Source organism: Pseudoduganella namucuonensis (assembly GCF_900116645.1).
In the GTDB taxonomy this organism is placed as follows: domain Bacteria; phylum Pseudomonadota; class Gammaproteobacteria; order Burkholderiales; family Burkholderiaceae_D; genus Rugamonas; species Rugamonas namucuonensis.
Map to the genome: position 1 here is coordinate 1 of NZ_FPBO01000031.1, position 24308 is coordinate 24308.

A 24308-nucleotide genomic window follows, 5' to 3' on the forward strand; every position below is an offset into this window, starting at 1 on the left:
TTCGACAGCACATAGATCTCGCCGGTGAAGTGGTTGTGCGGCTTGATCGAGCCTGGCTTCGCCAGAACTTGACCACGTTGCACGTCTTCACGCTTGGTGCCGCGCAGCAGCAGACCGACGTTGTCGCCGGCTTGACCCTGGTCCAGCAGCTTGCGGAACATTTCCACGCCGGTGCAGGTGGTTTTCACCGTGTCGGTGATGCCGACGATTTCGATCTCTTCGCCGACTTTGACAACGCCGCGCTCGACACGACCGGTCACCACGGTGCCGCGGCCGGAGATCGAGAACACGTCTTCCACTGGCATCAGGAAGGCGCCGTCCACTGCGCGCTCTGGCGTAGGGATGTAGCTGTCCAGCGCGTTGGCCAGGGCCATGATGGCTTCTTCGCCCAGCGGACCGGTGTCGCCGTCCAGTGCTTTACGTGCCGAACCCTTGATGATCGGCAGGTCGTCGCCTGGGAACTCGTATTTCGACAGCAGCTCGCGCACTTCCATCTCAACCAGTTCCAGCAGCTCTTCGTCGTCCACCAGGTCGCACTTGTTCAGGAACACGACGATGTATGGAACGCCAACCTGACGGGCCAGCAGGATGTGCTCGCGGGTCTGTGGCATTGGGCCGTCGGCGGCGGAGCACACCAGGATCGCGCCGTCCATCTGCGCGGCACCGGTGATCATGTTTTTGATGTAGTCGGCGTGGCCTGGGCAGTCAACGTGGGCGTAGTGACGGTTGGCGGTTTCGTACTCGACGTGCGCGGTGTTGATGGTGATGCCGCGTGCTTTTTCTTCTGGAGCAGCGTCGATCTGGTCGTACGCTTTGGCTTCGCCGCCGAATTTCTTCGACAGAACGGTTGCGATCGCAGCGGTCAGGGTGGTCTTGCCATGGTCAACGTGACCGATGGTGCCAACGTTCACGTGCGGCTTAGTCCGCTCGAACTTTTCTTTTGCCATTTTAGACTCCTAACAAATTTGATAAGTGTGCAGGGCACGCGCCCGACTGCTGAAGATACTGCGAATTCTGGTGCCCTTTACGTGGATTGAACACGTGGCCTCTCCCTTACCAAGGGAGTGCTCTACCACTGAGCTAAAAGGGCTTTTATTTGTTGCGATGCGCTGCTATGCATTGCAAGTCCAACTGGAGCGGGTGAAGGGAATCGAACCCTCGTCGTAAGCTTGGAAGGCTTCTGCTCTACCATTGAGCTACACCCGCGAGGTATTCGTTCACTTTCTTTACTGCTTGCCACTCAGTCTTCTTGCAAAAACTTGGTGGAGGGGGCTGGATTCGAACCAGCGTACTCATAGAGAACAGATTTACAGTCTGTCGCCTTTAACCACTCGGCCACCCCTCCGCGAGGAACCGCAGAGTATGAAGCAATTACTTTGACTTGTCAACACATCCCGCAGTTCATTCAACCGACCGATCTGCAAGCTGCGATGTCTCGTCTGCTTCGGGACGAAATTATAAGCACATAAATTCGAAAGCGCAAGGGTAGTTTTTACATGGAATGAATCGGGTCAAAATTCTTATACAATCGACCGCAACCGGGCGAATGGAGCACAGGCTGAGCATATGCGGACTAGCAATCAACCGAACTGGCGCGCGCCCCTGCTGGCCAACCTGCTCCTGGCGCTGGCCTACCTGGCCACCGGGCGCCTCGGCCTGCAACTGGCGATCGGCGGCAGTTACGCCTCGCCACTGTTCCTGCCGGCCGGCATCGCGCTGGCCGCGGTCTACACGCTGGGGCCGCGCGTGCTGCCGGGCGTGGCGCTCGGTTCGCTCGGCGTCAACCTGATCCCCTTGGGCAACGGCATGCCGGTCGACGGCGTGCAGGCGCTGGCGGCGCTGGCCGCCGCCGCCAGCGCCAGCCTGCAGGCCTGGACCGCCATGCTGGTGCTGCGGCGCCTGGTGCAGCCGGCCGTCGGCGCCGGGCGCGACGTGCTCGGCTTCATGCTGCTGACGCCGGTGCTGGCCACCATCAGCTGCACCCTCGCGGTGGGCGCCACCGTGCTGCTGGGCCGCCTGCCCGCGGCCGAGATGGCCATCACCTGGTTCACCTGGTGGCTGGGCGACACCACCGGCATCCTGCTGGCGGCGCCGCTGACCTGGATCGCCATCGGACGCCCGCGCCCGCTGTGGCTGCGGCGCCGCTGGCTGGTGGGCTTGCCGCTGCTGCTGTCGGCGGCCGTCTTCATCGTCATCTATTTCCAGGTCGAGCACTGGGAAAACGCCCAGCAGATGCAGACCTTCCGCCTCAAGTCGCAACAGGCGGGCGACCTGCTGCAGGCCCAGTTCAGCGAGCACGAGCGCTTCATCTACGCGCTGTCGCGGGCGCTCGGCGACCCGCGCCGCGCGCCCAGCGCCGATGACTTCCGCAACCTGGCCAGCGGCTACCTGGACAAACGCCCGGAGTTGCTGTCGATGATGTGGCTCAAACCCGTCACGCGGGAGCAGCGCCCGGGCTTCGAGGCCTGGGGCCGGCGGTACATCGAGCCCGGCTTCGAGATCCGCGACGGCGGCCCCGGCGGCCTGAAGCGGGCGCCCGAGCGCGCGCAGCACATGGTGTCGACCTACATCGAGCCGGCCGCCAGCCGGCGCTACGCGGGGGTGGACTTCCTCGGCGAGCCGCTGCGCGCCGAGACCGTGCGGCAGGCGCTGCGCAGCGGCCAGCCCAGCGCCACCGCGCCGCTCAAACTGTTCCGCCAGAGCCAGCGCGGCCTGCTGCTGATGCAGGCCGCCTACGCCGGCGGCAGCAGCGCCGAGCCGGCGGGCATGCTGCTGATCTCCATGCACGTCGAATCCTATGTGGAGCGCGCGCTGTTGCAGGTCAACTTCCCCGCGCTGCGGGTGCGGCTGGACGACATCAGCGACGGCACGCCGCTGCCGCTGCACGACCAGCTCGGGCGGCCGCCGCGCCGCGGCGACGCGCAGCGCGCGCTGAGCTTCGGCGGCCGCCATTACCTGCTGACCCTGGCGCCCACGGCGGCCTACGCGGCCCAGCAGCGCGGCTGGCAGAGCTGGACCGTGCTGACCTGCGGCCTGCTGCTGACGGCGCTGCTGGGCGGCATGATGCTGCTGATCTCGGGCGAGCGGGCCCAGATCCAGGCCCAGGTCAAGGACAGCACCGCCCGCCTGCGCGAGCGCGAGGCGCGGCTGCAGGCCATCCTCGACAAGGCGGCCGACGCCATCCTGACGCTGGACCGCGACGGCGTGCTGCTGTCGGCCAACGGCGCGGCGGGCCGGCTGTTCGGCTACGCGCCGGAGCGCATGCCGGGCCTGCCGCTGTCGCGCCTGCTGCCGCTGCCGCCGGGGCAGACGGCGGCCGGCCTGCTGCGCGGCGTGGCCGGCGGCGCCAGCCACGAGCACGAGGCCACCGGCTGGCGCGGCGACGGCAGCGCCTTCCCGCTGGCGGTGTCGGTCAGCGAGGTGGAATTGCCCGACGAGCACCTGTTCGTCGCCATCCTGCACGACCTGACCGAGCAGCGGCGCGCGCAGGAGCGCATCCACCGCCTGGCGCACCACGACCCGCTGACGGGGCTGGACAACCGGCTGTCGCTGAACTTGCGGCTGGACCAGACGCTGGCGCAGGCGCGCCGCGGCCAGGGCATGGCGGCGGTGATGTTCATCGACCTGGACCACTTCAAGAAGATCAACGACACCCACGGCCACCAGACCGGCGACCTGCTGCTGCAGGCGGTGGCCAACCGCCTGCGCGAGATGCTGCGCGAGGTCGACACCATCGCGCGCCTGGGCGGCGACGAGTTCATCATCGTCACCGCCGACGGTGTCACGCCGGACACGGCCAGCCAGATCGCGGTGCGCATCGTCGAGGCCCTGTCGGCGCCGTTCGCGCTGCAGGGCACCACCGTGCACAGCGGCGCCAGCGTGGGCGTGGCCATGTATCCGGCCGACGGCGAGGACAGCGCCACGCTGCTGCGTCACGCGGACACGGCGATGTACGCCGCCAAGAGCCAGGGCCGCGGCAATTTCCAGTTCTTCTCCAGCGACATGAACGCCGCCACGCACGAGCGCCTGCTGCTGGAGAGCCGGCTGTGGCGCGCGCTGGAGCAGGAGGAGTTCGAACTGCACCTGCAGGCCCAGGTGGAACTGGCGAGCGGCGCCATCATCGGCGCCGAGGCGCTGCTGCGCTGGCACCATCCCGAGCTGGGCACGGTGGGGCCGGACCGTTTCATCCCCATCGCCGAGGAGTCCGGCCTGATCCTGCCGCTGGGCGACTGGGTGCTGCGGCAGGCGGTGCGGCTGCTGGTGCGCTGGCGCGAACAGGGGCTGGGTCATTTGCGGCTGGCGGTCAACCTGTCGGCGCGGCAATGCCACGGCGGCGGCCTGCTGCCGCTGCTGGACGGCCTGCTGGCCGAGATGGCCGGGCACGGCATCGCGCCGGCGCTGCTGGAACTGGAGATCACCGAGTCGGCCGCCATGCGCGATCCGGAAAGCAGCCGCGCCCTGCTGCGCGAACTGCGCTCGCGCGGGCTGAAGGTGGCGATCGACGACTTCGGCACCGGCTACTCCTCGCTCAGCTACCTGAAGCTGTTCGAGCTGGACCGCATCAAGATCGACCGCGGCTTCGTCAAGGACATCGAGAGCGACCCGAACGACGCGGTGATCGTGGCGGCCACCATCGCGCTGGCGCACACCTTGCGGCTGCAAGTGATCGCCGAGGGCGTGGAGACGGCCGCCCAGCGCGACTTCCTGAGCAGCAAGGGCTGCGACGAGGCGCAGGGCTATCTGTTCGCGCGGCCGCTGCCGGTGGAGCGCTTCGAGGCGCTGGCGCGCGGCAACCCAACGGCAACGGCCGAGGTCAGACCCGACGGGTCCGACCCCACACCCGCGGCGGCCGCGTGACATGACACCGCTGTGCGGTTTTCAAGGCGGGGTCAGCGCCACGATCAGCTGGCTTTTCAGCGCGCGGATCAGCGCGGTCTCGTCGGGCGGCACGCCCTCCGGCGCGGGGACGTTGCGGTCGGCGTAGAACAGGCCCAGCGGCGTGCCCTGCACCACCAGCGGCAACACGATGAAGCTGCGCGCGTCCGGCAGCAGCGCGCGGTGCCAGTCCGGCAGCAGCGCGCGGATCTTGGGCGTGCCGGCGTCGGCGATCATCAGGTCGGCGTCGTTCTTCATGGCCAGGTGGAACAGGTCCGGCCCCGCCAGCGGGAAGCTGAAGCCGGCCATGCGCTCGACGTGCTTTTCGCCGAACGCGATGCGGGCCCGGAACTGCCCCACCCGCATGTCGCGCAGACACACGGTGGCGAAACGGAAACCCATGCCGCGGTAGAGCGTCTCCAGCACCGCCTGGATCAGCTCGTTCAGCTTGCTGTTGCCGGAGGCCCGCATCTGCGCCACCTCTTGCACGCCGGACAGCAACTGGTCGCGCGCGTTGTAGGGCTTGCCGCTGGGATGGCAGCCGGCGGCGGGGCCGCCGCCCGCGTCCAGCGCGGCCAGCAGCAGCACGTTGGGCAGGCCGTCCGCGCCCTCTTCCGCGTCGTCGCCGCCGGGCGCCGCCGGCGGCCGCATGTTGAGGCTGTCCAGCAACTCGTTCATGCCGCCACGCACCGTGCCCAGCAGGTCGGCAAGCTGGTCCCGGTCCAGCGCCAGCGCGGCGCCGTAGCGCTGCAGCAGCGCCTGCAGCGCGGCGGCCGACGGCTTGCCGCCGCGGCCGAGGATGCGCGCCACCTCCATGCTGAAGGACACCACCATGCGCACCCATTCCTGGCGGTGCTGCGGCGCCTTCAGCGGGCCGGGCGGCAAGGGGCCGATGGAGCGCACGATCACTTCCGGGATCTTCCACTCGTGCAGGATGGCGGCCGACAGCGCGTCGTAGCTGCTGCCCAGTATCATCTGCGAGGCCTGGCCGGCGCCGTGGCTGCCGCCGGCCACCAGCGCGTTGATTTCGCGGTAGCGCTCATGCTGCTGGGCCGCCACCAGCAACGGGCCGATGTTCTTGAACAGCGCGCCGATCGAGGCCTCCTCCGCGCCCTGGTGGGCGCTCACGCGCGCCATCTCGCGGCCCACCAGGCTGGCGCACAGCGCCGCCTCCAGCTCCAGCCGTATGCTTTGCGCATGGCGGCTGTTGGCCAGCGTGTCCACCAGCAGCATGGCCAGCGCGGACGATTTGACGTTGTCGAAGCCGAGCAGCGAGATCGCGCGCGACACCGTGGTCACCGGCGTGCCGGCGGCGGTGCGGAAGCGCGGGGTGTTGGCCAAGCGCAGCACCTTCTGCGTCAGCGCCGCGTCGGACAGGACGAAGTAGGCCAGGTCGTGGGTGCCGCCGTCGTCGGAGTCGATCAGCTGCACCACGCGCGCCACGGACACGCCCAGCGCGAACACGTTCTCGTCGCTGCACAGCTTTTTCAACAGCGCGCCGCGCACCGGCTTGAGGTCGGCCTCGGCGGTGTACGGCGCAAGCGCCGCGGGGCCCTTCATTGGGTTCATTTTTCCATTTCCAGAGTTCCGTCTGCGCAGGGACGAGGCGCACGTGACGCGGCGGGCGCGCGGGTAGCGGCGGCCGGCTGCTCTTTCGGAAGTATATTCCGCTAGTGCGGGAAAGAAACGGAAATCGTGGAAATTGGAGAGAATCGGGGGCATTCGCCGTCCGCGGCGGGGCTGGCCCGCCACAGACTGGCAAAAAAACAATGGCAAGCCGTCAATGTTCGCCGGGCGCCGGCTTCTGGCCCAGCGTGGGATCGCGCGCCACCACGTCCATCAGCGAGCGCACCACTTCCGGGTCGAACTGGGCGCCGCCGCGGGCCTGGATGTAGGTCATCACCTCCGGATACGGCCACGGCTCCTTGTAGGGCCGCTCGTGCAGCAGCGAGTCGAACACGTCCACGATGGCGACGATGCGGGCCGACAACGGGATCTCCTGGCCCTTCAGCCCGTTGGGATAGCCGTTGCCGTCGAAGTGCTCGTGGTGGGCGCCGGCGATCTCGGCGCCGTAGGTCAGGTAGCTGACGCCGTCGACCATGTTGGCGGCCCGCTCCAGGATGGTCTGGCCCACTTGCGCGTGGCTCTGCATCTGCACCCGCTCCTCGGGCGTGTGGATGCCCGGCTTGAGCAGGATGTGGTCCGGCGTGGCCACCTTGCCGACGTCGTGCAGGATGCTGGCCAGGCCTATCATGTCCAGCAGCTGGGGCGTGAGCTGCTCCGGGTAGACGCCGCGCTCGGCCATCGCGTTGGCGATCGCCGTGGACAGCGCCTGCACCCGGCGCACGTGGCCGCCGGTGCCGCGGTCGCGGAACTCGGCCAGGTCGGCCAGCGCCACCACCGTGGCCTCCTGCGCCTTGCGCAGCTGGCCGAACATGTACAGGTTGTCGAACGCGGCCGCGATGCGCTGGCAGAACACTTCCAGCAGGTCGCGCTGGATCTGCGCCAGCGGCCACGGCGGCGTGACGGAGATCGCCACCTCGCGGTTTTCCTGGGTGTGGATGAACAGCACGTTGGCGGGGTGCTCGAACTGGCTTTTCTTCTCGGCGAAGGCCTTGGCGATGGTCGGCCACAGCGGGTGGCTGGTGGGCATCAACTCGTGCTCGGCCAGCGCCGCGTAGCCGCCCGTGGCGGCCACCACCGTGGCCGGGCCGGTGTCGCCCTGCATCAGGCACAGCACGCCGTCGGCGCCGACGTCGAGGATGGCCGACACCTGGTTCAGCACGCCGGAGGCGAACTCGCGCAGCGAATGGATCTGGTACAGGTTGGTGGCGCCGGCCAGGATCTTGCCCAGGCCGACGCGGCTGCGCTCGAGCATGTTCAGGCTCTCGTAGGCGCGCAGCGCCGAGATCACCGTGGTGAACAGCTTCTGCGTGGTCAGCTCGGTCTTGGCCTTGTAGTCGTTGATGTCGTATTCGATGATGACGCGCTGCTCCGGCGCCTGGCCCGGCTGGCCGGTGCGCAGCACCACCCGCACGATGGCGTTGTGCAGCTCCTCGCGGATGCGGCGCGCCAGCAGCAGGCCGGCGTCGTCGGTCTCCATCACCACGTCCAGCAGCACCAGGGCGATGTCGGGGGTGTCGCGCAGGATGTCGAAGGCCTCGCGCCCGCTGTGGGCGGAAAACAGTTCCAGCTCGCGGCCCTTGAAGCTCACGTTGCGCAGCGCCAGGCGGGTGACGGCGTGGACGTCGACGTCGTCGTCGACGATCAGCACGCGCCAGAGGCGCTGGTCGGGAGCAGCCGGGCTGGCCGCTGGCGCCTCGTCTTCATCCTCGTCGAGCAGCCAGTTTTCTTCCGCGGCGGTTGAATCGGTCATACAGTCTCCCAGGTCGCACGAGCCCGTCGGGTTCACGCGCATTGCGCTCGAGGCGGCGCTCGGTGTCTAGTTCCCAGCATAATCAGATTTTGCAAGCATGACAACCCCCACACTTGCCACCGGCGCATCCTGGCAACAATCAGCAAAGTCCCCGAAAACCAGCTAATCTGATGATTATCGGCAAGCATCGGCGCCGTCATCACATCGGACCACACCGAACCCCCAAGGACCCATTATGCAAGATACAGCAGGCAGCAGCGCACAATCCGGCGGCGACATCGCCGGCCGCGAATTCCTCGCCTTCAAGCTGGGCAAGGAGGAATACGGCATCGACATCCTCAAGGTGCAGGAGATCCGCGGCTACGAGGCGGTCACCCGCATCGCCAGCGCGCCCGAGTTCATCAAGGGCGTCATCAACCTGCGCGGCATCATCATTCCCGTGGTCGACATGCGCATCAAGTTCCGCCTGGGCGAGCCGGTGTACGACCAGTTCACCGTGGTCATCATCCTCAACATCAAGGGCCGCGTGGTCGGCATGGTGGTGGACTCGGTGTCCGACGTGACCACGCTCACGCCCGAGCAGGTCAAGGCGGCGCCCGAGATGGGCACGGCCTTCTCCACCGAATACCTGATCGGCCTGGGCACGATAGACGAGCGCATGCTGATCCTGGTGGACATCGACAAGCTCATGTCCAGCCCGGAGATGGGCCTGATCGACGCCATCGCCCCCTGACTCCCCCTACCCAAAAAAACCATGAACCTGTCCAAACTGAAGATACGCACCCGCCTCACCGCCGGCTTCGGCGTGCTGGCCGCCCTGCTGGCCATCACCATCGCGCTGGCGTTCGGCAGCCTGACGGCGGTGGGCAACGACAACAAGGCCATGCGCGAGCGCGATTTCGTCAGCGCCCAGGCCGCCACGACGGTGGACGCGCTGGCGCGCGAGAACGTGGGCCGCACGCTGGCCCTGTTCATCCTGCCAGACAAGGCCCAGCGCGGCGTGTTCTACGGCCAGATCGACGCCAACAAGAAGGCCATCGAGCAGGCCCTGGCCACGCTGGACAAGGTGGTCGAGTCCGACAACGGCAAGCGCGGCCTGGCCACCATCCGCGCCGACCTGGCCGCCTACACCGCCTCCTTCATCAGGGTGGCCGACCTGGTCGAGGAGGACCGCAAGGACGACGCCGCCAAGCTGATGAACAGCGAGACCTTCCCGGCGCTGAACACGCTGCTGGCCTCGATCAAGACCACGGTCGACAAGCAGCAGCGCGACATCGACGAGGCCGGCGCGAAGGCGGCCGGCGACATCGCCTTCGCGCGCGCGCTGATCACCGGCATCGGCCTGGCCGCGCTGGCGCTGGCGGCCGCGCTGTCGCTGACGATCACGCGCTCCATCACCGGCCCGCTGGACAAGGCGGTGGCGGTGGCCAGGGACGTGGCGGACGGCGACCTGACCAGCTGCATCGCCGTCCCGGGCGACGACCGCACCGAGACCGGCCAGCTGCTGCTGGCGCTCCGGCACATGAACGAGAGCCTGTCGCGCACGGTGGGCGGGGTGCGCGACAGCTCGGCCACCATTTCGCGCGCCTCCGGCGAGATCGCCAGCGGCAATATGGACTTGTCGGGCCGCACCGAATCGCAGGCCAGCTCGCTGGAGGAGACCGCCAGCTCGATGGAGCAGCTGACCTCGACCGTCAAGCAGAACGCGGACAACGCGCGCCAGGCCAACCAGCTGGTCATATCCGCCTCGTCCGTGGCGCAGCGCGGCGGCCAGGTGGTGGCGCAGGTGGTCGACACCATGGGCTCGATCAAGGATAGTTCGCGCAAGATCGTCGACATCATCGGCGTGATCGACGGCATCGCCTTCCAGACCAACATCCTGGCGCTGAACGCGGCGGTCGAGGCGGCCCGCGCCGGCGAGCAGGGCCGCGGCTTCGCGGTGGTGGCCTCCGAGGTGCGCAACCTGGCGCAGCGCTCGGCCTCGGCCGCCAAGGAGATCAAGACGCTGATCGGCGACTCGGTGGAAAAGGTGGACGGCGGCAGCAAGCTGGTCGACGAGGCCGGGCAGACCATGGAACTGATCGTCACCTCGGTGCGGCAGGTGGCCGACATCATGAGCGAGATCACCGCCGCCAGCCAGGAACAGAGCATGGGCATCGAGCAGGTCAACGAGGCGATCTCGCAGATGGACGAGATGACGCAGCAGAACGCCGCGCTGGTCGAGCAGGCCGCCGCCGCCGCTCAAGCCATGCGCGACGAGGCGGGCACCTTGGCGCAGTCCGTCAGCGTGTTCAAGGTGCTGGAGCGGCACGGCGGCGAGGGGGCGGCGGCGGCCAAGACGGCGGCGCCGGCGCTGCGCGCGGTCGACCAGGCCCGGCCCGCCAGGACGGCGACGGCGCCCCGCTCCGCCGCCGCGACGCCCAAGCCGGCAACGCGCGCCGGCAACGCCAAGCCGCAGGTTGCGCCGGACGAGAGCTGGGAGGAGTTCTAAGCCGCGGGGCCGCCCCGCGCCGGCCAACGCGGGGAAACGCCGGGCCGGCGCCGGGCCGCCCCCACCAGGCGCCGGCCAGCCCCGGGACGAGGCCGGCAAGCGCCGGGCCAGCGCCGGCTAGCGCCGGCAGCCCGGCCGGTCGGCGCCGGTGTGCAGGTTCTGGTAGCGGATCTCGTAGCGGCCGGTGGCCAGCTTGTCCACCACCAGCGTGTCGCGCGCCAGCACATAGGCGTAGCGCACATTGGACTTGCGCTCCAGGTCGTACACCTTGATGAACACCGCCGACGGGTTGTTGGCGTTGTCCAGGGTCAGCTGCATGTCCTCGCCCTTGTTTCCGACCGGGAAACCATCCACGTAACCCGACTGCGCCGGCCACGGCTCGCCGTTGGGCGCCATCAGCGCGGCCGGTTCGCCCTCGCAATCCTGCGCCACGGCCGAGCCCGGCAACACCACCTGCGACAGCGCCACCACCTTGATCGCCGGCGCCGCCGACAGGGTCGCGCCCGCCACGTGCGGCTTGGGCACGGCCCAGCTGTCGGCCAGCGGGTCGGTCCTGGCCTCCTCGGCCTTGGCCTTGGCCTTGAGCGCGGCGCGCGGCGCCGGCGCCACGGTGGCGCTCAGCTCGCTGTTATTGCCCAGCGCGGCGGCCAGCACCGCCTGCAGCCGCGGCTGGCCGGCCGACAGCACGCCGCCCACCCAGCCCGCCATCACGCCGACCGATACCGCCACGCACCATTTCCAGTTGCGCCGCAGCAGGGTCTTCACCGGACGCGGCTCGGCCATGTCGGGCCAGGCCTGCGCCGGGCCGTCCTGGCGCGCGGGCCGGTGGCCGTCCTCGCCGCGGGTGCTTTCCAGCCACTCGATCTCCCACTCCTCGGCGGCGATCCACTCGTCGTGCTCCTTGCGCTTTTGCGGGTCGGACAGGGTGCCGTAGGCGCTGTTGATGATGGCCATGATGCGCGCGGCCTTCTCGTCGCCGGGATTCTTGTCCGGATGGTATTTCTGGCTCAAGGCCTTGTAGGCGGCGCGTATGACCTCCTGCGGCGCCATGCGGGCCACTTTCAGGTTGTCGTAGTGAGAATGTATCTTTCCCATCAGTCGGTTGAGGTTTTAACAGGCGCGCGGCGACGGGATTGTCGCGCTGAGTCGATCATCATAGCCGATTCCGCGGCGGCGTTCGCATCGAGCAGGCGATGTAAAACCGTCCAGTTCACGCGATCACAGGCGGTGGCTGCGGTCGGCGGCGGCCAGCGCGGGCGCCAGTCGCACGCCCTTGCCGACGATCAGCACCTTGAACAGCTCGCCCATTTCCGCCGGCGACAGCAGCTTTTGCACGGCGTTCGCCCGCGGCAGGTAGGCCTTGGCGTCGGCCGGGTCGGTGCGCGTCAGCAGCTCGCCGATGCCGGCCGCCAGCAGGAAGCTGGCCTGGCTCATATAGGCCAGCACGTCGGCGCCGCCGTCCTGAGCGGCCACCGCCATGGCGGTGAAATCGACGTGGGCGGTGATGTCCTGCAGGCCGGGCAGGTAGAACGGGTCGGCGTGCGCGTGGTGGCGGTAGTGGCACATCAGGGTGCCGGCCTCGCGCTGGCCCAGGTAGTACTCGTGCGCGGGGAAGCCGTAGTCGAGCAGGATGGCGGCGCCGCCCGCGCCGCGCGCCAGCATGCGCGCCAAGGTGGCCATGAAGCCGCGGGCGGAGCCATGCAGCTCGGTGGTGTAGCCCTCCGGCAGCAGCGCCTCGTCCTCCGGGTGGACCTGGGCGGCCAGCTGGTCCAGCAGGGCCGGCCCCGCCTCCACCTCCACATAGTCGAAGCGGCCGTCGGCGACCGTCACGTGCAGTTCGCGCCAGCCGGCGGCCGTCTTGCGCGCCAGGTGCACGGGCATGGCGTCCAGCACCTCGTTGCCGATCGCCACCCCGGTCCAGGCGTCCGGGAAGCCGTCCAGCCACTCCACCTGCGGGAAGCCGCGCAGCAATTCCTGCTGACGCGCGCGCAGTTCGCCGGACAACTCGACGATGGCGTAGCGCTCGACGGCGACGCCGGCGGCGGCCGCCTCGGTGAGGATGTCGCGCGCCAGCTTGCCGGTGCCGGCGCCGAATTCGAGGATGTTGGGCGCGCTTTGGGCGATAATAGCGGCTGCCGTGTGCGCCAGCGTGGCGCCGAACAGCGGCGTGAGCTCGGGGGCGGTGGTGAAATCGCCGTCTTTTCCCAGCTTGGCGGCGCCGCCGCTGTAGTAGCCGAGGTCCGGCGCGTACAGCGCCAGCTCCATGAAGCGGGCGAAGGAAATGGCGCCCGATCCCGCGGCGATGTCGGCGGCGATCAGGTTCTGCAGGGCGTGGGACGCGGCCAGCGCGTCACTGGTGGGTGCGGGTAGGGACATTCCGGCATTTTAGTGTATCGCCGCGGCCCGCCGGCGGTTTTTGAAACAGCGGATTATGCAAATGACAACGACGAATTCCGACAACGGCGGCGCGGCGGCGCCGGTCGCCCTGGTGACCGGCGCCGGGCGCCGTATCGGCCGCGCCATCGCGCTCGGCATGGCGCGCGCCGGCTGGGACGTGGCCGTGCACTACCGCCACTCCGAGGCCGAGGCCCGGCTGGTGGCCGGCGAGATCGCCGCGCTGGGCCGGCGCGCGGCCCTGCTGCCCTGCGACCTGGCCGACGAGGCCGACGTGCGCCAGCTGCTGCCGCGCGCCGCCGCGCTGCTGGGACCGGTTTCCTGCGTGGTCAACAACGCCTCGCTGTTCGATTACGACAGCGCGGCCGACTTCACGCTGGCCAGGCTGGAGGCGCACATGGCGGCCAACGTGGCCGCGCCCATCCTGCTGGCGCAGGCGCTGCACGCGGCCACGCCGGACGGGTATCAGTCCGTGGTGATCAACCTGCTGGACCAAAAACTGTACAATCTCAACCCCGACTTCCTGTCCTACACGCTGTCCAAGGCCGCCCTGCACACGGCGACGACCTTGCTGGCGCAGGAACTGGCGCCGAAATTGCGCGTGGTCGGCGTCGCGCCCGGCATCACGCTGGTGTCCGGCGAGCAAAGCGAGGAAGGCTTCGCCAAGGCGCACCGGCGGACGCCGCTGGGACGCTCCAGCACGCCGGACGACATCGTCGAGGCGGTGCTGTACGCGGCCGGCGCGCGCGCGCTGACCGGCAGCACGCTGCTGGTCGACGGCGGCCAGCACCTGACGGCGCTGCCGCGCGACGTGATGTTCCTCGCCAAATAGCCACACCCCACAACACCTTACGAAAGACCTGACATGCTGTCCGCCCTGACCCATCCCCGCCTGCAAGACTGCCGCCGCCTGTTCCTGCGCAACTACGAAGTGCTGATCAACATCGGCGTGCACGAATTCGAGAAAAAGGGCGAGCAGCGCGTCCTCATCAACGTCGACCTGTACATCCCGCTGGCGGTGTCGACCCCGTCGGCCGACGAGCTGCACGAGGTGGTGGACTACGACTTCATGCGCGACACCATCGCGCGCCGCATGGCCGAGGGCCATGTGCACCTGCAGGAAACGCTGTGCGACGACGTGGTCAGGGCCATGCTGTCGCACCCGCGCGTGCGCGCCGTGCGCGTCTCGACCATGAAGCCGGACGTCTATCCCGACTGCGAGGGCGTGGGCGTGGAAGTGTTCTCCATCAAGGACAACGTGTGATGAACGCCGTGCTCAACATCACCGCCCCGGCCGCCGAGCCGAGCCAGAAATCGGTCGAGAAGACCGCGCTGGAAAACAACAAGCTGCACAAGCGCCTGTGCCGCCTGGTGGGCCAGGCCATCGGCGACTTCAACATGATCGAGGACGGCGACAAGGTCATGGTGTGCCTGTCCGGCGGCAAGGACAGCTACGCGCTGCTGGACATCCTGATGACCCTGCGCGAGCGCGCGCCGATCGATTTCGAGATCGTGGCCGTCAACCTGGACCAGAAGCAGCCGAACTTCCCGGCCGACATCCTGCCCGCGTATCTCGCCAAGCTGGGCGTGCCCTTCCACATCGAGAACCAGGACACCTACAGCATCGTCAAGCGCCTGATCCCGGAGGGCAAGACCACCTGCTCGCTGTGCTCGCGCCTGCGCCGCGGCATCCTGTACCGCGTGGCCGACGAGCTGGGCTGCAACAAGATCGCGCTGGGCCACCACCGCGACGACATCATGGAGACCTTCTTCCTGAACATGTTCTTCGGCGGCAAGCTCAAGGGCATGCCGGCCAAGCTGGTGTCGGACGACGGCAAGCACATGGTGATCCGGCCGATGGCCTACGTGAAGGAGGAGGACACCGAGCGCTACGCGCAGGTGAAGGGCTTCCCCATCATCCCGTGCGACCTGTGCGGTTCGCAGGAGAACCTGCAGCGCAAGCAGATCAAGGCCATGCTGCGCGACTGGGAGAAGAAGCACCCGGGCCGGGTGGAGAACACCTTCTCGGCGCTGTCGACGGTGGTGCCGTCGCACCTGATGGACCGCGATCTGTTCGGCTTCGCCGACATCAAGGCCGACGGCCTGGCCAACCCGCAGGGCGACATCGCCTTCGACGAGGAGCCCTGCTCCACGCCGGCCGCCATGCCGGGCACGATCCCGCTGCAGCCGCTGTAACGCCCCCGTGGCGGCGCGCGCCCGCCGCCACGCGTCCCTTCCCGGCCGCCAGGCGTACAATGGACCTTCATTACTGGAGTACGCGATGAGCACCACTCTCAATATTGACGTGCGGATTTCGGACGAACTCAAAGCCGCGGTGGAAAAACTGGCGGAGACGACCGGCCAGCCCGTCAGCCAGATCGCGGCCCAGGCGCTTGAAGACTATGTGGGCTGGCGCACGGCGCAACTGCTGGATCTGCAGGACGCCATCGCGGCCGCCGACCGCGGTGAATTCGCCGACGACGATGAAACTTGGCAACAGCAAAGTCATATAGTTAATTAACAAATTCGTTAATTAGATAATTAAATCAGAATGTCTCTCGATAAAGTCTTCGAGGCGCTGGCCTCGGCGCCGCGCCGCAAGATCCTGGCCTATCTGGGCCAGACGGAAATGAACACCTCCGAGCTGGCCGAGCGCTTCGGGATGAGCGCGCCCGCGATTTCCCGGCACTTGTCCGTGCTGGAGAACGCGGGGCTGGTGAGCGGCGAACGGCGCGGGCAATTCGTCTATTACAAGCTGACGGCGGACAACGTCGCCAACACGCTGACCAGCTACGCGCTGGAACTGTGTCCCGAGGGACGGCCGCTGAAACGCGAATCCGCGGCCATCGCGGCGAAGCGTCGCGCCGGTAAAACCTGATCAGGAGGAATCATGCCACCCTTGCCGGAAAGCCTGAAACAGCATCGCGTCCGTAGCGGCGATCCTGCCGATGCGCTACAAGGCAGGGTGCGCTATTCCCCTGTCAAATCGCTGTGGTTCCTGGGCATGGCCGGCGCCGCGCTGGTCGGCGGCGCGATCACGTTCACCTGGACGGCGTTCGCCCTGTTCCTCGCGACGACGGCGTGCGTGCTGCTGTTCGGACACTCGCTGGGCAGTCACCGCAAGCTGATACACGACAGTTTCCAGTGCCCAAAATGGCTGGAATACCTGCTGGTGTATTGCGGCGTGCAGGTCGGGCTGGCGGGTCCGCTGGGGCTGCTGCGCCAGCACGAGCTGCGCGACTACGCGCAGCGCTTGCCGGCTTGCCACAGCTACCTGCGCCATGGTGGGGGGTTCTGGCTGGACGGCTGGTGGCAGCTCAACTGCGAGCTGGTGCTGGAGCGGCCACCCGCATTGCATCTGGAGCCGCGCATCGCGACGGACCGGTTTTACCGTGCCATGGAGCGGACCTGGATGCTGCAGCAACTGCCGCCCGCCCTGCTCCTCTACGCCGCGGGCGGCTGGGGCTTTGTCGCGTGGGGTGTCTGCGCGCGCATCACCGCGGGTATCTTCGGCCACTGGCTGATCGGCTATTTCGCCCACAACCACGGCCAAATGCACGCCGAGGTGGAGGGCGCGGCGGTCCAGGGGCACAACATCCGCTTCACCTCGCTCCTGACCATGGGCGAGTGCTGGCACAACAACCACCATGCCTACCCGGGTTCCGCGAAATTGGGCCTGTACGCCGATGAATGGGACCCGGGGTGGTGGGCGCTGTGCGCACTACGCCGGTTGGGGCTCGTGTGGGATACACGCTTGCCGCACGACCTGCCCGCGAGGCCGGAGTTGCGCAAGTTGGCCTGCGGCCGGTTGCTGGAGGCATAGTCGCTCCCCCAAGCTCCTCAATGCGCGACGGCGGAACGCATCACCGGATACAGCAGGTAGCGCTCGTCCCACGAGGCGTGGCGGCGGGCGAAGAAGTCCAGGCGGGCGGCGGGGCTGGCGGCGAAGGCGGGGTCGCTCTCCAGCTTGCGCTTGAACTCGGCGGCGACCGCCGGGTCGGCCGCCATCTGCTCGCGCGCCACCACCTCGGCCACGTATTCCTCCATGTATTCCTTGCGCTCGTAGGCGGCGTTGAAGGCGCCCCAGGCCAGCAGCGAGTCGGCGCCCTGCGGCTCGAGCATCGTCATCACCAGGCGCGCCTTGGGCTGCGCGATCGGCACGAACAGCGCGCCCTTGCCGACCGGACGCGCCTCCGTCGTCCACGCGCCTTCCAGCGCCAGCGTCTGGCGGCCCTCGAAGGACTGCGGGCTCAGTTTCGCCGCCCCGGCGCGGAACACTTCGACCTCGGCCCGCGCCAACGCCCTGTCCAGCACCTTGTACGCCACGCCATGCTGTTTCAGCTTGGCGCCCACCAGCGCCGCCTGCGCGGCCGGCACGATGTAGCCGCCGGCCGGCGCCGCCACCTGCAGCGCGGGCACCACCTCGTCGCGCAGCGGCACGGTCCACATCTGCGGCTTGCTCTCGTCGTACTGCGTCCACAGCGCGCCGGACACGTCGGACGGCACGCGCTTGTATTCATAGCCGGCGAACTGGATCATCTCGGTCCGGCCGGTGGCCTTGTAGCTCAGCGGGAAGGGCTGGCCGCCCAGCGCCAGCGCGCGCGCGTCGGCCTCCTGGACCTGCTTGCGCCAGGCGCCGCCGTGTCGCGCCACCTGCGACAGCAGCGAGACGATGGTGTTGCGCGTGACGCGCACGCGGGTCGGGTAATCCTTCCACGAGTGGGTTTCCACCAGCATCGCGAAGCGGTTGCGCATGGGGAAGTAGCCGGTCGAGAAGCGCGGCGGCGCCATGCTGTCCTCGAAGCCGGACGTCGGATCGTCGGTCTTGGCGAAGGAGATGTAGAAGTGCTTGGGGTCCGAGCCCTGGGCGCGCAGGTCGGCCATCACCGCGTCGCGCAGCGCGACGCCGGACTTCATCAGCGCCGCGTCGCCGCCGTGGATGGGCTCGACCTGGATCGACACGTCCGGCTGGAACTTGGCGCCGTCGGTCACGTGCAGGTCGATGTAGGCCAGCGGGTCCCAGGCGTTCACCAGCGCCAGCATGGCCTGCATTTCCAGCGCGTCGGCCTTCACGTAGTCGCGGTTCAGGTTGTAGTTCTGCGCCGTGGTGCGCCAGCCCATTTCGACCGGGCCGCGCTGGTTGGGGCGGTTCCACTGGCCGAAGCGCTCGTGGCCGTCGACGTTGAACACGGGGACGAACAGCAGCACCTGCTTGTCCAGCGCGCCCGGCGCGGCCCGGTTCTCCAGCGCCTCGCGCAGCGCCAGGAAGCCGGCGTCCTTGCCGTCGATCTCGCCGGCGTGGATGCCGCCCTGCACCAGCAGCACCGGCAGGCCGCGCTTTTTCGCCTGGTCCGCCGTCAGCGCGCCCGTGCGCGAGACGGCCAGCGCCAGCATGGGCCGCCCTTCCGGCGTGCGGCCGAACTCGAAGCAGCGCACCGCCTTCGGATGGGCCTTCTGGAACGCCTGGCACAGGCGCTCCACCTCGTCGTAGCGGCCGGTGCGCTGGAAGCCCGAGCGCTCGGAGACGGTGGCCAGGTCGGGCGCGGCGTGGGCCGGGGCGACGGCGGCGGACAGGGAGGTGGCGAGGAACAGCGGCAAGACGCGACGTTTCATGTATCAAGGCTCCGTGGTGGCGGGGTTGGGAACGGGCGGCGCGGCGAGCCGGCGCCGGATAGGCGCGGCCCGCACGCGTCGACGGGGACTACGGGGTACGAATCGAGATTTCGCTGACCGGCGGACGCACCGGCACCATCAGCATGCCGGGGCTGGCGCCGCCGGCGCGCGCGCGGGCGCTGGCCGCCGGCGCGCTGCACTTGCCGTTGGCGCGGTAGTGCAGCGCCTCGGCCAGCAGGGCCTCGGCCGGGTCGCCCTGGTGGCGGGTGAAGTCGTCCGCCACGGCGCAGGTGGGCGCGAAGCCGTCGCTGTAGTCGCCGAAACCCTTGGCGTTCACGCCCTGGTACTGGATGGTGAAATAGGTGGTGCCGCAGTTGGGCGTGGGGACGAAGGCGTAGGGCTTGCCGCAGGTCTGGCCGCCGATCAGGGTCACCTCCACGTCCACCCCGCGCAGGCCGTTGATCACCGATTCGCTGGCCGAGCAGGTGCCCGGGCCGGCCAGGATCGTCACCCGTTTCAGGTTCAGCGTCGGCAGCGGCTTGAGGTAGGGCGCGGGCTTGGCCGTGTGCAGGCCCAGCGACAGAGGCAGGAAGATCAGCGGCGTCTCCTGCCTGCCCTTGCCGTTGTTGAGCGTGTGCTCGAAGGTCTTGCCGGACGTGGGGCCGGGGCCGGCGATCATGTAGGCCAGTTCGCTGGCGATCACCAGCAGGCCGCCGCCGTTGTAGCGCAGGTCCAGCACCAGGTCGTTCACCTTGGCGTTTTGCAGCGCGGTGAAGGACTCGATCAGCTGCAGCTCGGAGACGGCGTTGTGGCTGTTGAAGGTCAGGTAGCCGACCTTGCCGGTCGGCGTCTCCAGCACCCTGGTGTTCTGCACCGGCGCCACGTCGACCTTCTGCGCCTGCATGAACACCATCAGCATCTGGAAGCCGCGCGAGAAGACCATCTCGTGCGTTTCGCCGGCCTTGACGGGGAACAGGCCGGCGTTCAGCTTGGCCACGGTGGCGGCGTCGCCCTTCCAGACGAAGTCCTCGTAGTCCACCTGCTCCAGCCGGTCGCCCCGCTTCAGGCCGGCCTTCTCGGCGGGCGAGCCCGGCGCGATGGAGGCGATGCGCCAGGTGCGCGGGATGTTGGGCGCGGCGTTGCGCACGAAGGTCAGCCCGTAGCCCAGCTCCACGCCGCGCGACAGTTCCTCGTATTCGTCGCTGTCGTAGGTGAAGTGGTAGCGGTCCTTGGGCTTGCCGGACGCGGTCAGCAGCGGCGTCTTCAGCGCGTTGAAGTAGGCGGGCGCGGTGGCGTAGGCGGCCGGGTCGGCGGCCGGCAGTTCGCTGTACCAGAGGTAGGTGTCCTCGCTCCACAGGCGCAGGAAGGATTTCTCGTCGTCCAGGGTGCCGGGGCGGTCCGCGTAGTATTTGCCGGGGCCGGGCGCGCGCGGCGCGGCGCACAGGTTCTGGAACGCCGAATAGGCCGGCAGCGCCGGCACCTCGGCCAGCGCCGCGTCGGCGGCCGGCGCGGCCGAGGGCGAAGCCGCCGCGGCGCCTTGGCGCGTGGCGGCGGTGGTGTTGGTCGTGCCGGTATCGCTATTGCCGCTACCGCCGCAGCCCGCCAGGATCGCCAGCGTGGCCAGCGCGACTAAACGCGCGCGTATGGGAATCGATTTCATCCACCGATTATAGCGCTAGCGGAAGTAAGGCCGCTCGGGCGCGAACAGCAGCCGCTTGCCGGCCAGGCGCCAGTCCGCCGGCGCGCGCTCGCCGGCCAGCACCAGCGCCGCGCTGTAGGCCAGCATGCGCACCTCCGGCTGCGCGCCGCGCAGCAAGGCCTCCGCCTCGGCCTGGCCGCTGCCGCGCCGCACCGCGTCCAGGAAGGCCCGCACGCGCGGCTGTTCCGGGCCGTACAGGCGGCCGGCCGCCTCCATGTACGGCTCCGGCGACGCGCCGTGGCGCAGCGCCAGCGCGACGCTGGTCCAGACGGTGGCCTCGTCGATGCCCTGGTCCGGCTTGAGCGCCAGCGCGCGGCGGATGGTGTCCGGCCCGGCGCCGTCGGAGGCCGCGGCCAGGCGCAGCATGCGCGCGGCCGCCGGCGTGTCCGCCGTGAAGGCCATGGCCGCCGCCAGCGCGCCCCGGTTCAACTGGGCATAGGCGCGGGTCGGCGTGTCCTGCGGGCCGTAGCCCTCCTCCAGCTCGGACAGTTGGCGCAGCCGCGGCGACAACGGCGCCAGCGCCTGGTAGTCCATCGTCCCCCGTTGCAGGCGCTGGATGCGCGCCAGCGTCAGGCTGTATTCGGCGGCCAGTTGCGGCAACTGGGTGCGCACCGCGTCCAGGTGCGGCGCGGCGGCGGCGAAATCGCCGTCCAGCAGGGCCTCGTAGGCCACGGCGTTGCGCAGCCAGGGATGCGCGGGCCAGCGCCGCAGCGCGTCCCGGTAGCCCTGCCGCGACGCCTCGCCCTCCGGCGCGCAGCGCAGCGCGAGGTAGGCCAGGTCCGGGTCGTCCGGCGCCGCCCGGGCGCGCTCCTCGTGGCGCAGGCACACGGCCGCGTGGGCCTCGCCGCCGGCCGCGTCCTGCTCCAGCCGCAGCAGCGCCACGTCGCCCGGCGCCTCGCGCAGGCGCCGCGCCAGCAGGGTGGACTGGCCGCTGTCGGCGGCGATGGCGCGCGCCAGCCACTCGGCCGTGTAGGGCTGGCGCGTGTCGTCCCAGCGCGCGTGCAGCAGCGTGACGCGGCGGCGTTCGGCGTCGTCCGGCAGCAGGTCCAGCTGCGCCGACGGCGCCAGCGCCGCCGCGCCCTCGAGCACCGTGCGTGTGCCGCCGCCCTTGGCGGAGATCGATTTCGGCGCGGCGCCGAACAGCACGTCGGCCCGGCTCCCCAGCCAGCGCGGCGCGCCCAGGCGGCGGTCCGGCACGGCGGCGGCGCGGCCGTAGCTGGCGGTCCATTCCACCATCGGCCCGGCGGCGGCCACGTTGTAGACCGGCGAGCCGCCGGCGCCGGCCCCGCTGTCGAATTCCTCGATCAGCGCGCCGGACGCGGTGTGCGCCGCCACGCGATGGCTTTCCTGCGGCGCCACCGGCAGCTCCCGATGGCTGAACGGCCCCACCGTGGCGGCGCGCCCGTCCACCGTCACCCGCACCGGCACGCCCAGGCCGTTGTACACCGTCAGGACGGCGTCGGTCTGCAGCATGCCGGCGCCGAGCGCCGCCGCCACCACGCCGCCGGCCACCGCCAGCCGCGCCGCCCCGGGCAGCACGCCGTCGGCGCGCAGGAAGCGCGCCCACGCGCCGAGGCGGGTCTGGCGTTTGCGCTCGTCGCCCGGCGCCAGCCGCGCGTAGTCGTACGGCACGCGGGACGGCGCCGGCGCCGGCCTGGGCGCGGCCTTCAGGTGCACATGGCGGGCGATCAGCGTTTCCGTCAGCAGCAGCTGTTCCAGGGCCGCCCCGCGCAGGGCCGTCAGCGCGCCGGTCGCGTGGCCCACCCAGCCGTCGATCGCGCCCATCCACTGGTTGATGTTCTCGCGCCCCGCCAGCGGCAGGCCGAATTCGCCCAGCATCTCCTTCCAGTTGCCCTCCAGTTCCAGGCGCGCCACCAGGTGCGTGTCCAGCACCAGCGCCTCGCGCTGCTTGTAAACCTGCCCCAGCAGGTAGTGCAGCTGGTTCGCCTCCGACACCACGCGCACCACGCCCTCGTCGGTCACGTGGCGGATCGCCGTGACCACGCTGGCCGCGTTCAACAGCAGGCCGTGCGCGTCGCGCAGATTGGCCTCGGTGTGCTCGACGTAGTGCAGCAGCGCCAGCAAACCGTCCAGGTAGGGCTGCCAGCCGCCCTCCATCCGCGCCGCCATGGCCTGGTGCCAGCTTCGGCACAGCCGGTCGTGCGCGCGCAGCCGGCCCTCCACCGCCGCCAGTTCCCCCCTCGCGCGCGCCAGCGCGGCCGGCAGTTCCTTGCGCCGGTAGTCCACGCCGCGCAGCTGCACGCTGCCGCCGGACAGGCGGGCGGCGCCCGCCACCAGCGCCTCCAGCTGGCCGCATTCATCGGCCAGCATGCGCGCCTGGCGCACATCGTCCTTCAGCGACAGGGGATAAAAGGCCGCAGCCTCCTCCGGCGTGGCGGCATACAGCTGGTCGGCCAGCTCGCGGTGGCTGGCCGCGTGGCGCGCCAGCGCGCGGCCGAAATAGACGCCGCAATAGCGGCGGTTGAATTGCTCGCGGCGGTAATAGGTGCCCAGCTTGCGCAGGGACGCCTCCAGCTCCGTGTCCGCCAGCTCGGGCGCGCCGTCGCCGCGCGGCCCCGCGGCGTCCAGCAGCCGCGCCGACATGCGCTCGCGCAGCGCGACCGGTTCGCTGAACAGCGACCACGCGCTGGCCTGGTCGATGGGCGCCGGCACGTACAGGCGCTTGGCGTTGGCCTCGCGCTCGTGGTTCAGCGGGTGGGTCTGCCACATCCTGGGCGGCTGCGCCAGCTCCGCCTTGAACAGCCGGTGCGCCTCCGGATCGCGCTCCGGCAGCGGCGGCACCGCGCCGTAGGACGGATCGTCCAGGATGGCCGCCATGCGCTGCGTGATGTGGCTCTGCACCGCGTAGGCGTCGCGCGTGGCGCGGCCCTCGGCGCGCTCGCCGTGCACGAAGCCCAGCGCGCGGCTCCACGCGTCGTCGGCCGAGCGCAGGCGGTGCAGCGCGTGCACCAGCGCGTCGCTGCCGGTCAGCGACACGGCCACCAGGTCGGCCTGCATCTCCATCTCGCGTGACAGGGCGCTCTGCATCAGCACCACCACGTGGAAGGCCGACTCCACCAGCGAGCGGATCGACCACACCACCAGCTTGGGCGCCCAGGCCAGCACGCGCAGGCGCAGGTCGATGCGGCCCAGGCCGTCGAGGAAGGCGTCGAAACGGTCGCGGCGCGACACCAGGTGCATGGCGATCTGCTGCGCCACATAGACCCAGCGGCCGACCGCCATCGAGCGCTGCGCGAAGTGGCCGAATTCGTGCGCCAGCACCGCGCGCAGCTCGCCCAGCGGCAGCGCGTTCACCAGCGGCAGGCCGATCTCCAGGTTCTTTTTCGACGGGAAGATCAGGTTCAGCAGCGACAGGTCGTAGAACACCGCCGCGTTGACCCGGTTGGACAGGAACACCCGGTGCGGGCGCGGCGCGCCGGCGGCGTCGGCCAGCGCGTGCAGGAAGGCGAACAGGCGCGGCTGCTCCTTGGCCGTGACCTCGGCCAGCCCCTCGGGCATGGAACTGCGGATGGAAAAGATCGCCTTCAGCATGAACGCGCCGAAGAAGGCCGAGCAGAACGCCGCCAGGCCGGTCCACAGCACATGCTGGTTCGAATGGTAGGCCACCAGGGCGAGGCGGTAGGCGGTCCAGGCGAACCAGCCGGCCAGCAAGAAATACAACAGCACGAAGCCCAGCAGCCCCGCCACCGCCAGCCGCGCGCTGCGCTTATACGAAGGCGAAGGCCGCGCCAGCTGCTCGATCAGCGCCGCCGACTGGCCGGCATGGATGGCGTCCATGATATCCCCTCAAAAATGTATCTCTACGGAAATTCTAAGATGCCATTAGTGATTTGTATATA

The 24308-nt window shown here is 69.4% G+C and carries 17 protein-coding genes and 3 tRNA genes; 9 read left to right on the forward strand and 11 right to left on the reverse strand.

The annotated features are described in order from the left end of the window. The 4 genes from tuf to BM436_RS26115 form a co-directional block, all read right to left on the reverse strand. Positions 1-947, reverse strand: a 947-nt coding sequence (tuf, locus tag BM436_RS26100) for an elongation factor Tu (RefSeq protein WP_093558081.1), incomplete at its 3' end; no start/stop codon positions are given. A gap of 68 nt (positions 948-1015) precedes the next feature. Continuing rightward, positions 1016-1090: transfer RNA gene (locus tag BM436_RS26105), tRNA-Thr, on the reverse strand. Between the two features lie 42 nt (positions 1091-1132). After that, positions 1133-1206: transfer RNA gene (locus BM436_RS26110), tRNA-Gly, on the reverse strand. A gap of 54 nt (positions 1207-1260) precedes the next feature. Next, a tRNA-Tyr gene (locus BM436_RS26115) sits at positions 1261-1345 on the reverse strand. Positions 1346-1566: 221 nt separating this feature from the next. On the opposite strand from BM436_RS26115, the gene BM436_RS26120 reads away from it, so the two are divergent. Beyond that, positions 1567-4857: an EAL domain-containing protein gene (locus BM436_RS26120; RefSeq protein WP_093558468.1), complete on the forward strand. Its 3291-nt coding sequence runs from the start codon at positions 1567-1569 to the stop codon at positions 4855-4857. 21 nt (positions 4858-4878) lie between these two features. Here the strand turns inward: BM436_RS26120 and BM436_RS26125 are convergent, their stop codons facing one another. Together BM436_RS26125 and BM436_RS26130 are read right to left on the reverse strand one after the other, a co-directional pair. After that, entirely contained in the window at positions 4879-6444 is a 1566-nt protein-coding gene (locus BM436_RS26125) for an HDOD domain-containing protein (RefSeq protein WP_307666158.1), read from the reverse strand. A 211-nt stretch (positions 6445-6655) separates the two neighbouring features. After that, positions 6656-8251, reverse strand: a complete 1596-nt coding sequence (locus BM436_RS26130) for a DUF3369 domain-containing protein (RefSeq protein ID WP_093558469.1) — start codon at positions 8249-8251, stop codon at positions 6656-6658. A gap of 235 nt (positions 8252-8486) precedes the next feature. Here BM436_RS26130 and BM436_RS26135 point away from each other — a divergent pair, with 235 nt between their 5' ends. Beyond that, positions 8487-8984, forward strand: a complete 498-nt coding sequence (locus tag BM436_RS26135) for a chemotaxis protein CheW (protein ID WP_093558470.1) — start codon at positions 8487-8489, stop codon at positions 8982-8984. Positions 8985-9005: 21 nt separating this feature from the next. Continuing rightward, positions 9006-10742: a methyl-accepting chemotaxis protein gene (locus BM436_RS26140; protein WP_093558471.1), complete on the forward strand. Its 1737-nt coding sequence runs from the start codon at positions 9006-9008 to the stop codon at positions 10740-10742. Between the two features lie 117 nt (positions 10743-10859). Here BM436_RS26140 and BM436_RS26145 read toward each other — a convergent pair whose 3' ends face one another. Continuing rightward, the gene (locus BM436_RS26145) at positions 10860-11837 is read right to left on the reverse strand and encodes a J domain-containing protein (protein WP_177307519.1); all 978 of its coding nucleotides are present in this window, start codon (positions 11835-11837) and stop codon (positions 10860-10862) included. 123 nt (positions 11838-11960) lie between these two features. Then, positions 11961-13118, reverse strand: coding sequence for a class I SAM-dependent methyltransferase (locus BM436_RS26150; RefSeq protein ID WP_093558473.1), 1158 nt, complete (start codon positions 13116-13118; stop codon positions 11961-11963). Positions 13119-13179: 61 nt separating this feature from the next. Between BM436_RS26150 and BM436_RS26155 the strand changes: the two genes are divergently transcribed. The 6 genes from BM436_RS26155 (at position 13180) to BM436_RS26180 (ending at position 16959) form a co-directional block, all read left to right on the forward strand. Then, positions 13180-13968, forward strand: a complete 789-nt coding sequence (locus BM436_RS26155; protein ID WP_093558474.1) for an SDR family oxidoreductase — start codon at positions 13180-13182, stop codon at positions 13966-13968. Positions 13969-14001: 33 nt separating this feature from the next. After that, positions 14002-14400, forward strand: a complete 399-nt coding sequence (locus BM436_RS26160; protein ID WP_093558475.1) for a dihydroneopterin aldolase — start codon at positions 14002-14004, stop codon at positions 14398-14400. Beyond that, on the forward strand, positions 14400-15332 hold the full coding sequence (gene ttcA / locus BM436_RS26165; protein WP_093558476.1) for a tRNA 2-thiocytidine(32) synthetase TtcA: 933 nt from the start codon (positions 14400-14402) through the stop codon (positions 15330-15332). Before BM436_RS26160 ends, ttcA begins: the two co-directional genes overlap by 1 nt. Positions 15333-15417: 85 nt before the next feature. Further along, complete coding sequence (locus tag BM436_RS26170; protein ID WP_093558477.1) at positions 15418-15657, forward strand: CopG family ribbon-helix-helix protein; 240 nt, start codon at positions 15418-15420, stop codon at positions 15655-15657. 30 nt (positions 15658-15687) lie between these two features. Beyond that, the gene (locus BM436_RS26175; RefSeq protein ID WP_093558478.1) at positions 15688-16014 is read left to right on the forward strand and encodes an ArsR/SmtB family transcription factor; all 327 of its coding nucleotides are present in this window, start codon (positions 15688-15690) and stop codon (positions 16012-16014) included. Positions 16015-16026: 12 nt separating this feature from the next. Then, positions 16027-16959, forward strand: a complete 933-nt coding sequence (locus tag BM436_RS26180) for an acyl-CoA desaturase (protein WP_093558479.1) — start codon at positions 16027-16029, stop codon at positions 16957-16959. Positions 16960-16976: 17 nt separating this feature from the next. Here the strand turns inward: BM436_RS26180 and BM436_RS26185 are convergent, their stop codons facing one another. The 3 genes from BM436_RS26185 to BM436_RS37580 all read right to left on the reverse strand — a co-directional run bounded on the left by BM436_RS26185 (position 16977) and on the right by BM436_RS37580 (position 24246). Next, entirely contained in the window at positions 16977-18749 is a 1773-nt protein-coding gene (locus BM436_RS26185; RefSeq protein ID WP_093558480.1) for a M14 family metallopeptidase, read from the reverse strand. Between the two features lie 88 nt (positions 18750-18837). Beyond that, a complete protein-coding gene (locus tag BM436_RS26190; RefSeq protein ID WP_093558481.1) occupies positions 18838-20409 on the reverse strand; it encodes a S41 family peptidase in 1572 nt (523 codons plus the stop codon). Between the two features lie 15 nt (positions 20410-20424). Beyond that, positions 20425-24246 (reverse strand): M48 family metallopeptidase, encoded by a 3822-nt coding sequence (locus BM436_RS37580; RefSeq protein ID WP_218164931.1) that lies wholly within the window; start codon positions 24244-24246, stop codon positions 20425-20427. Positions 24247-24308: the final 62 nt, after the last annotated feature.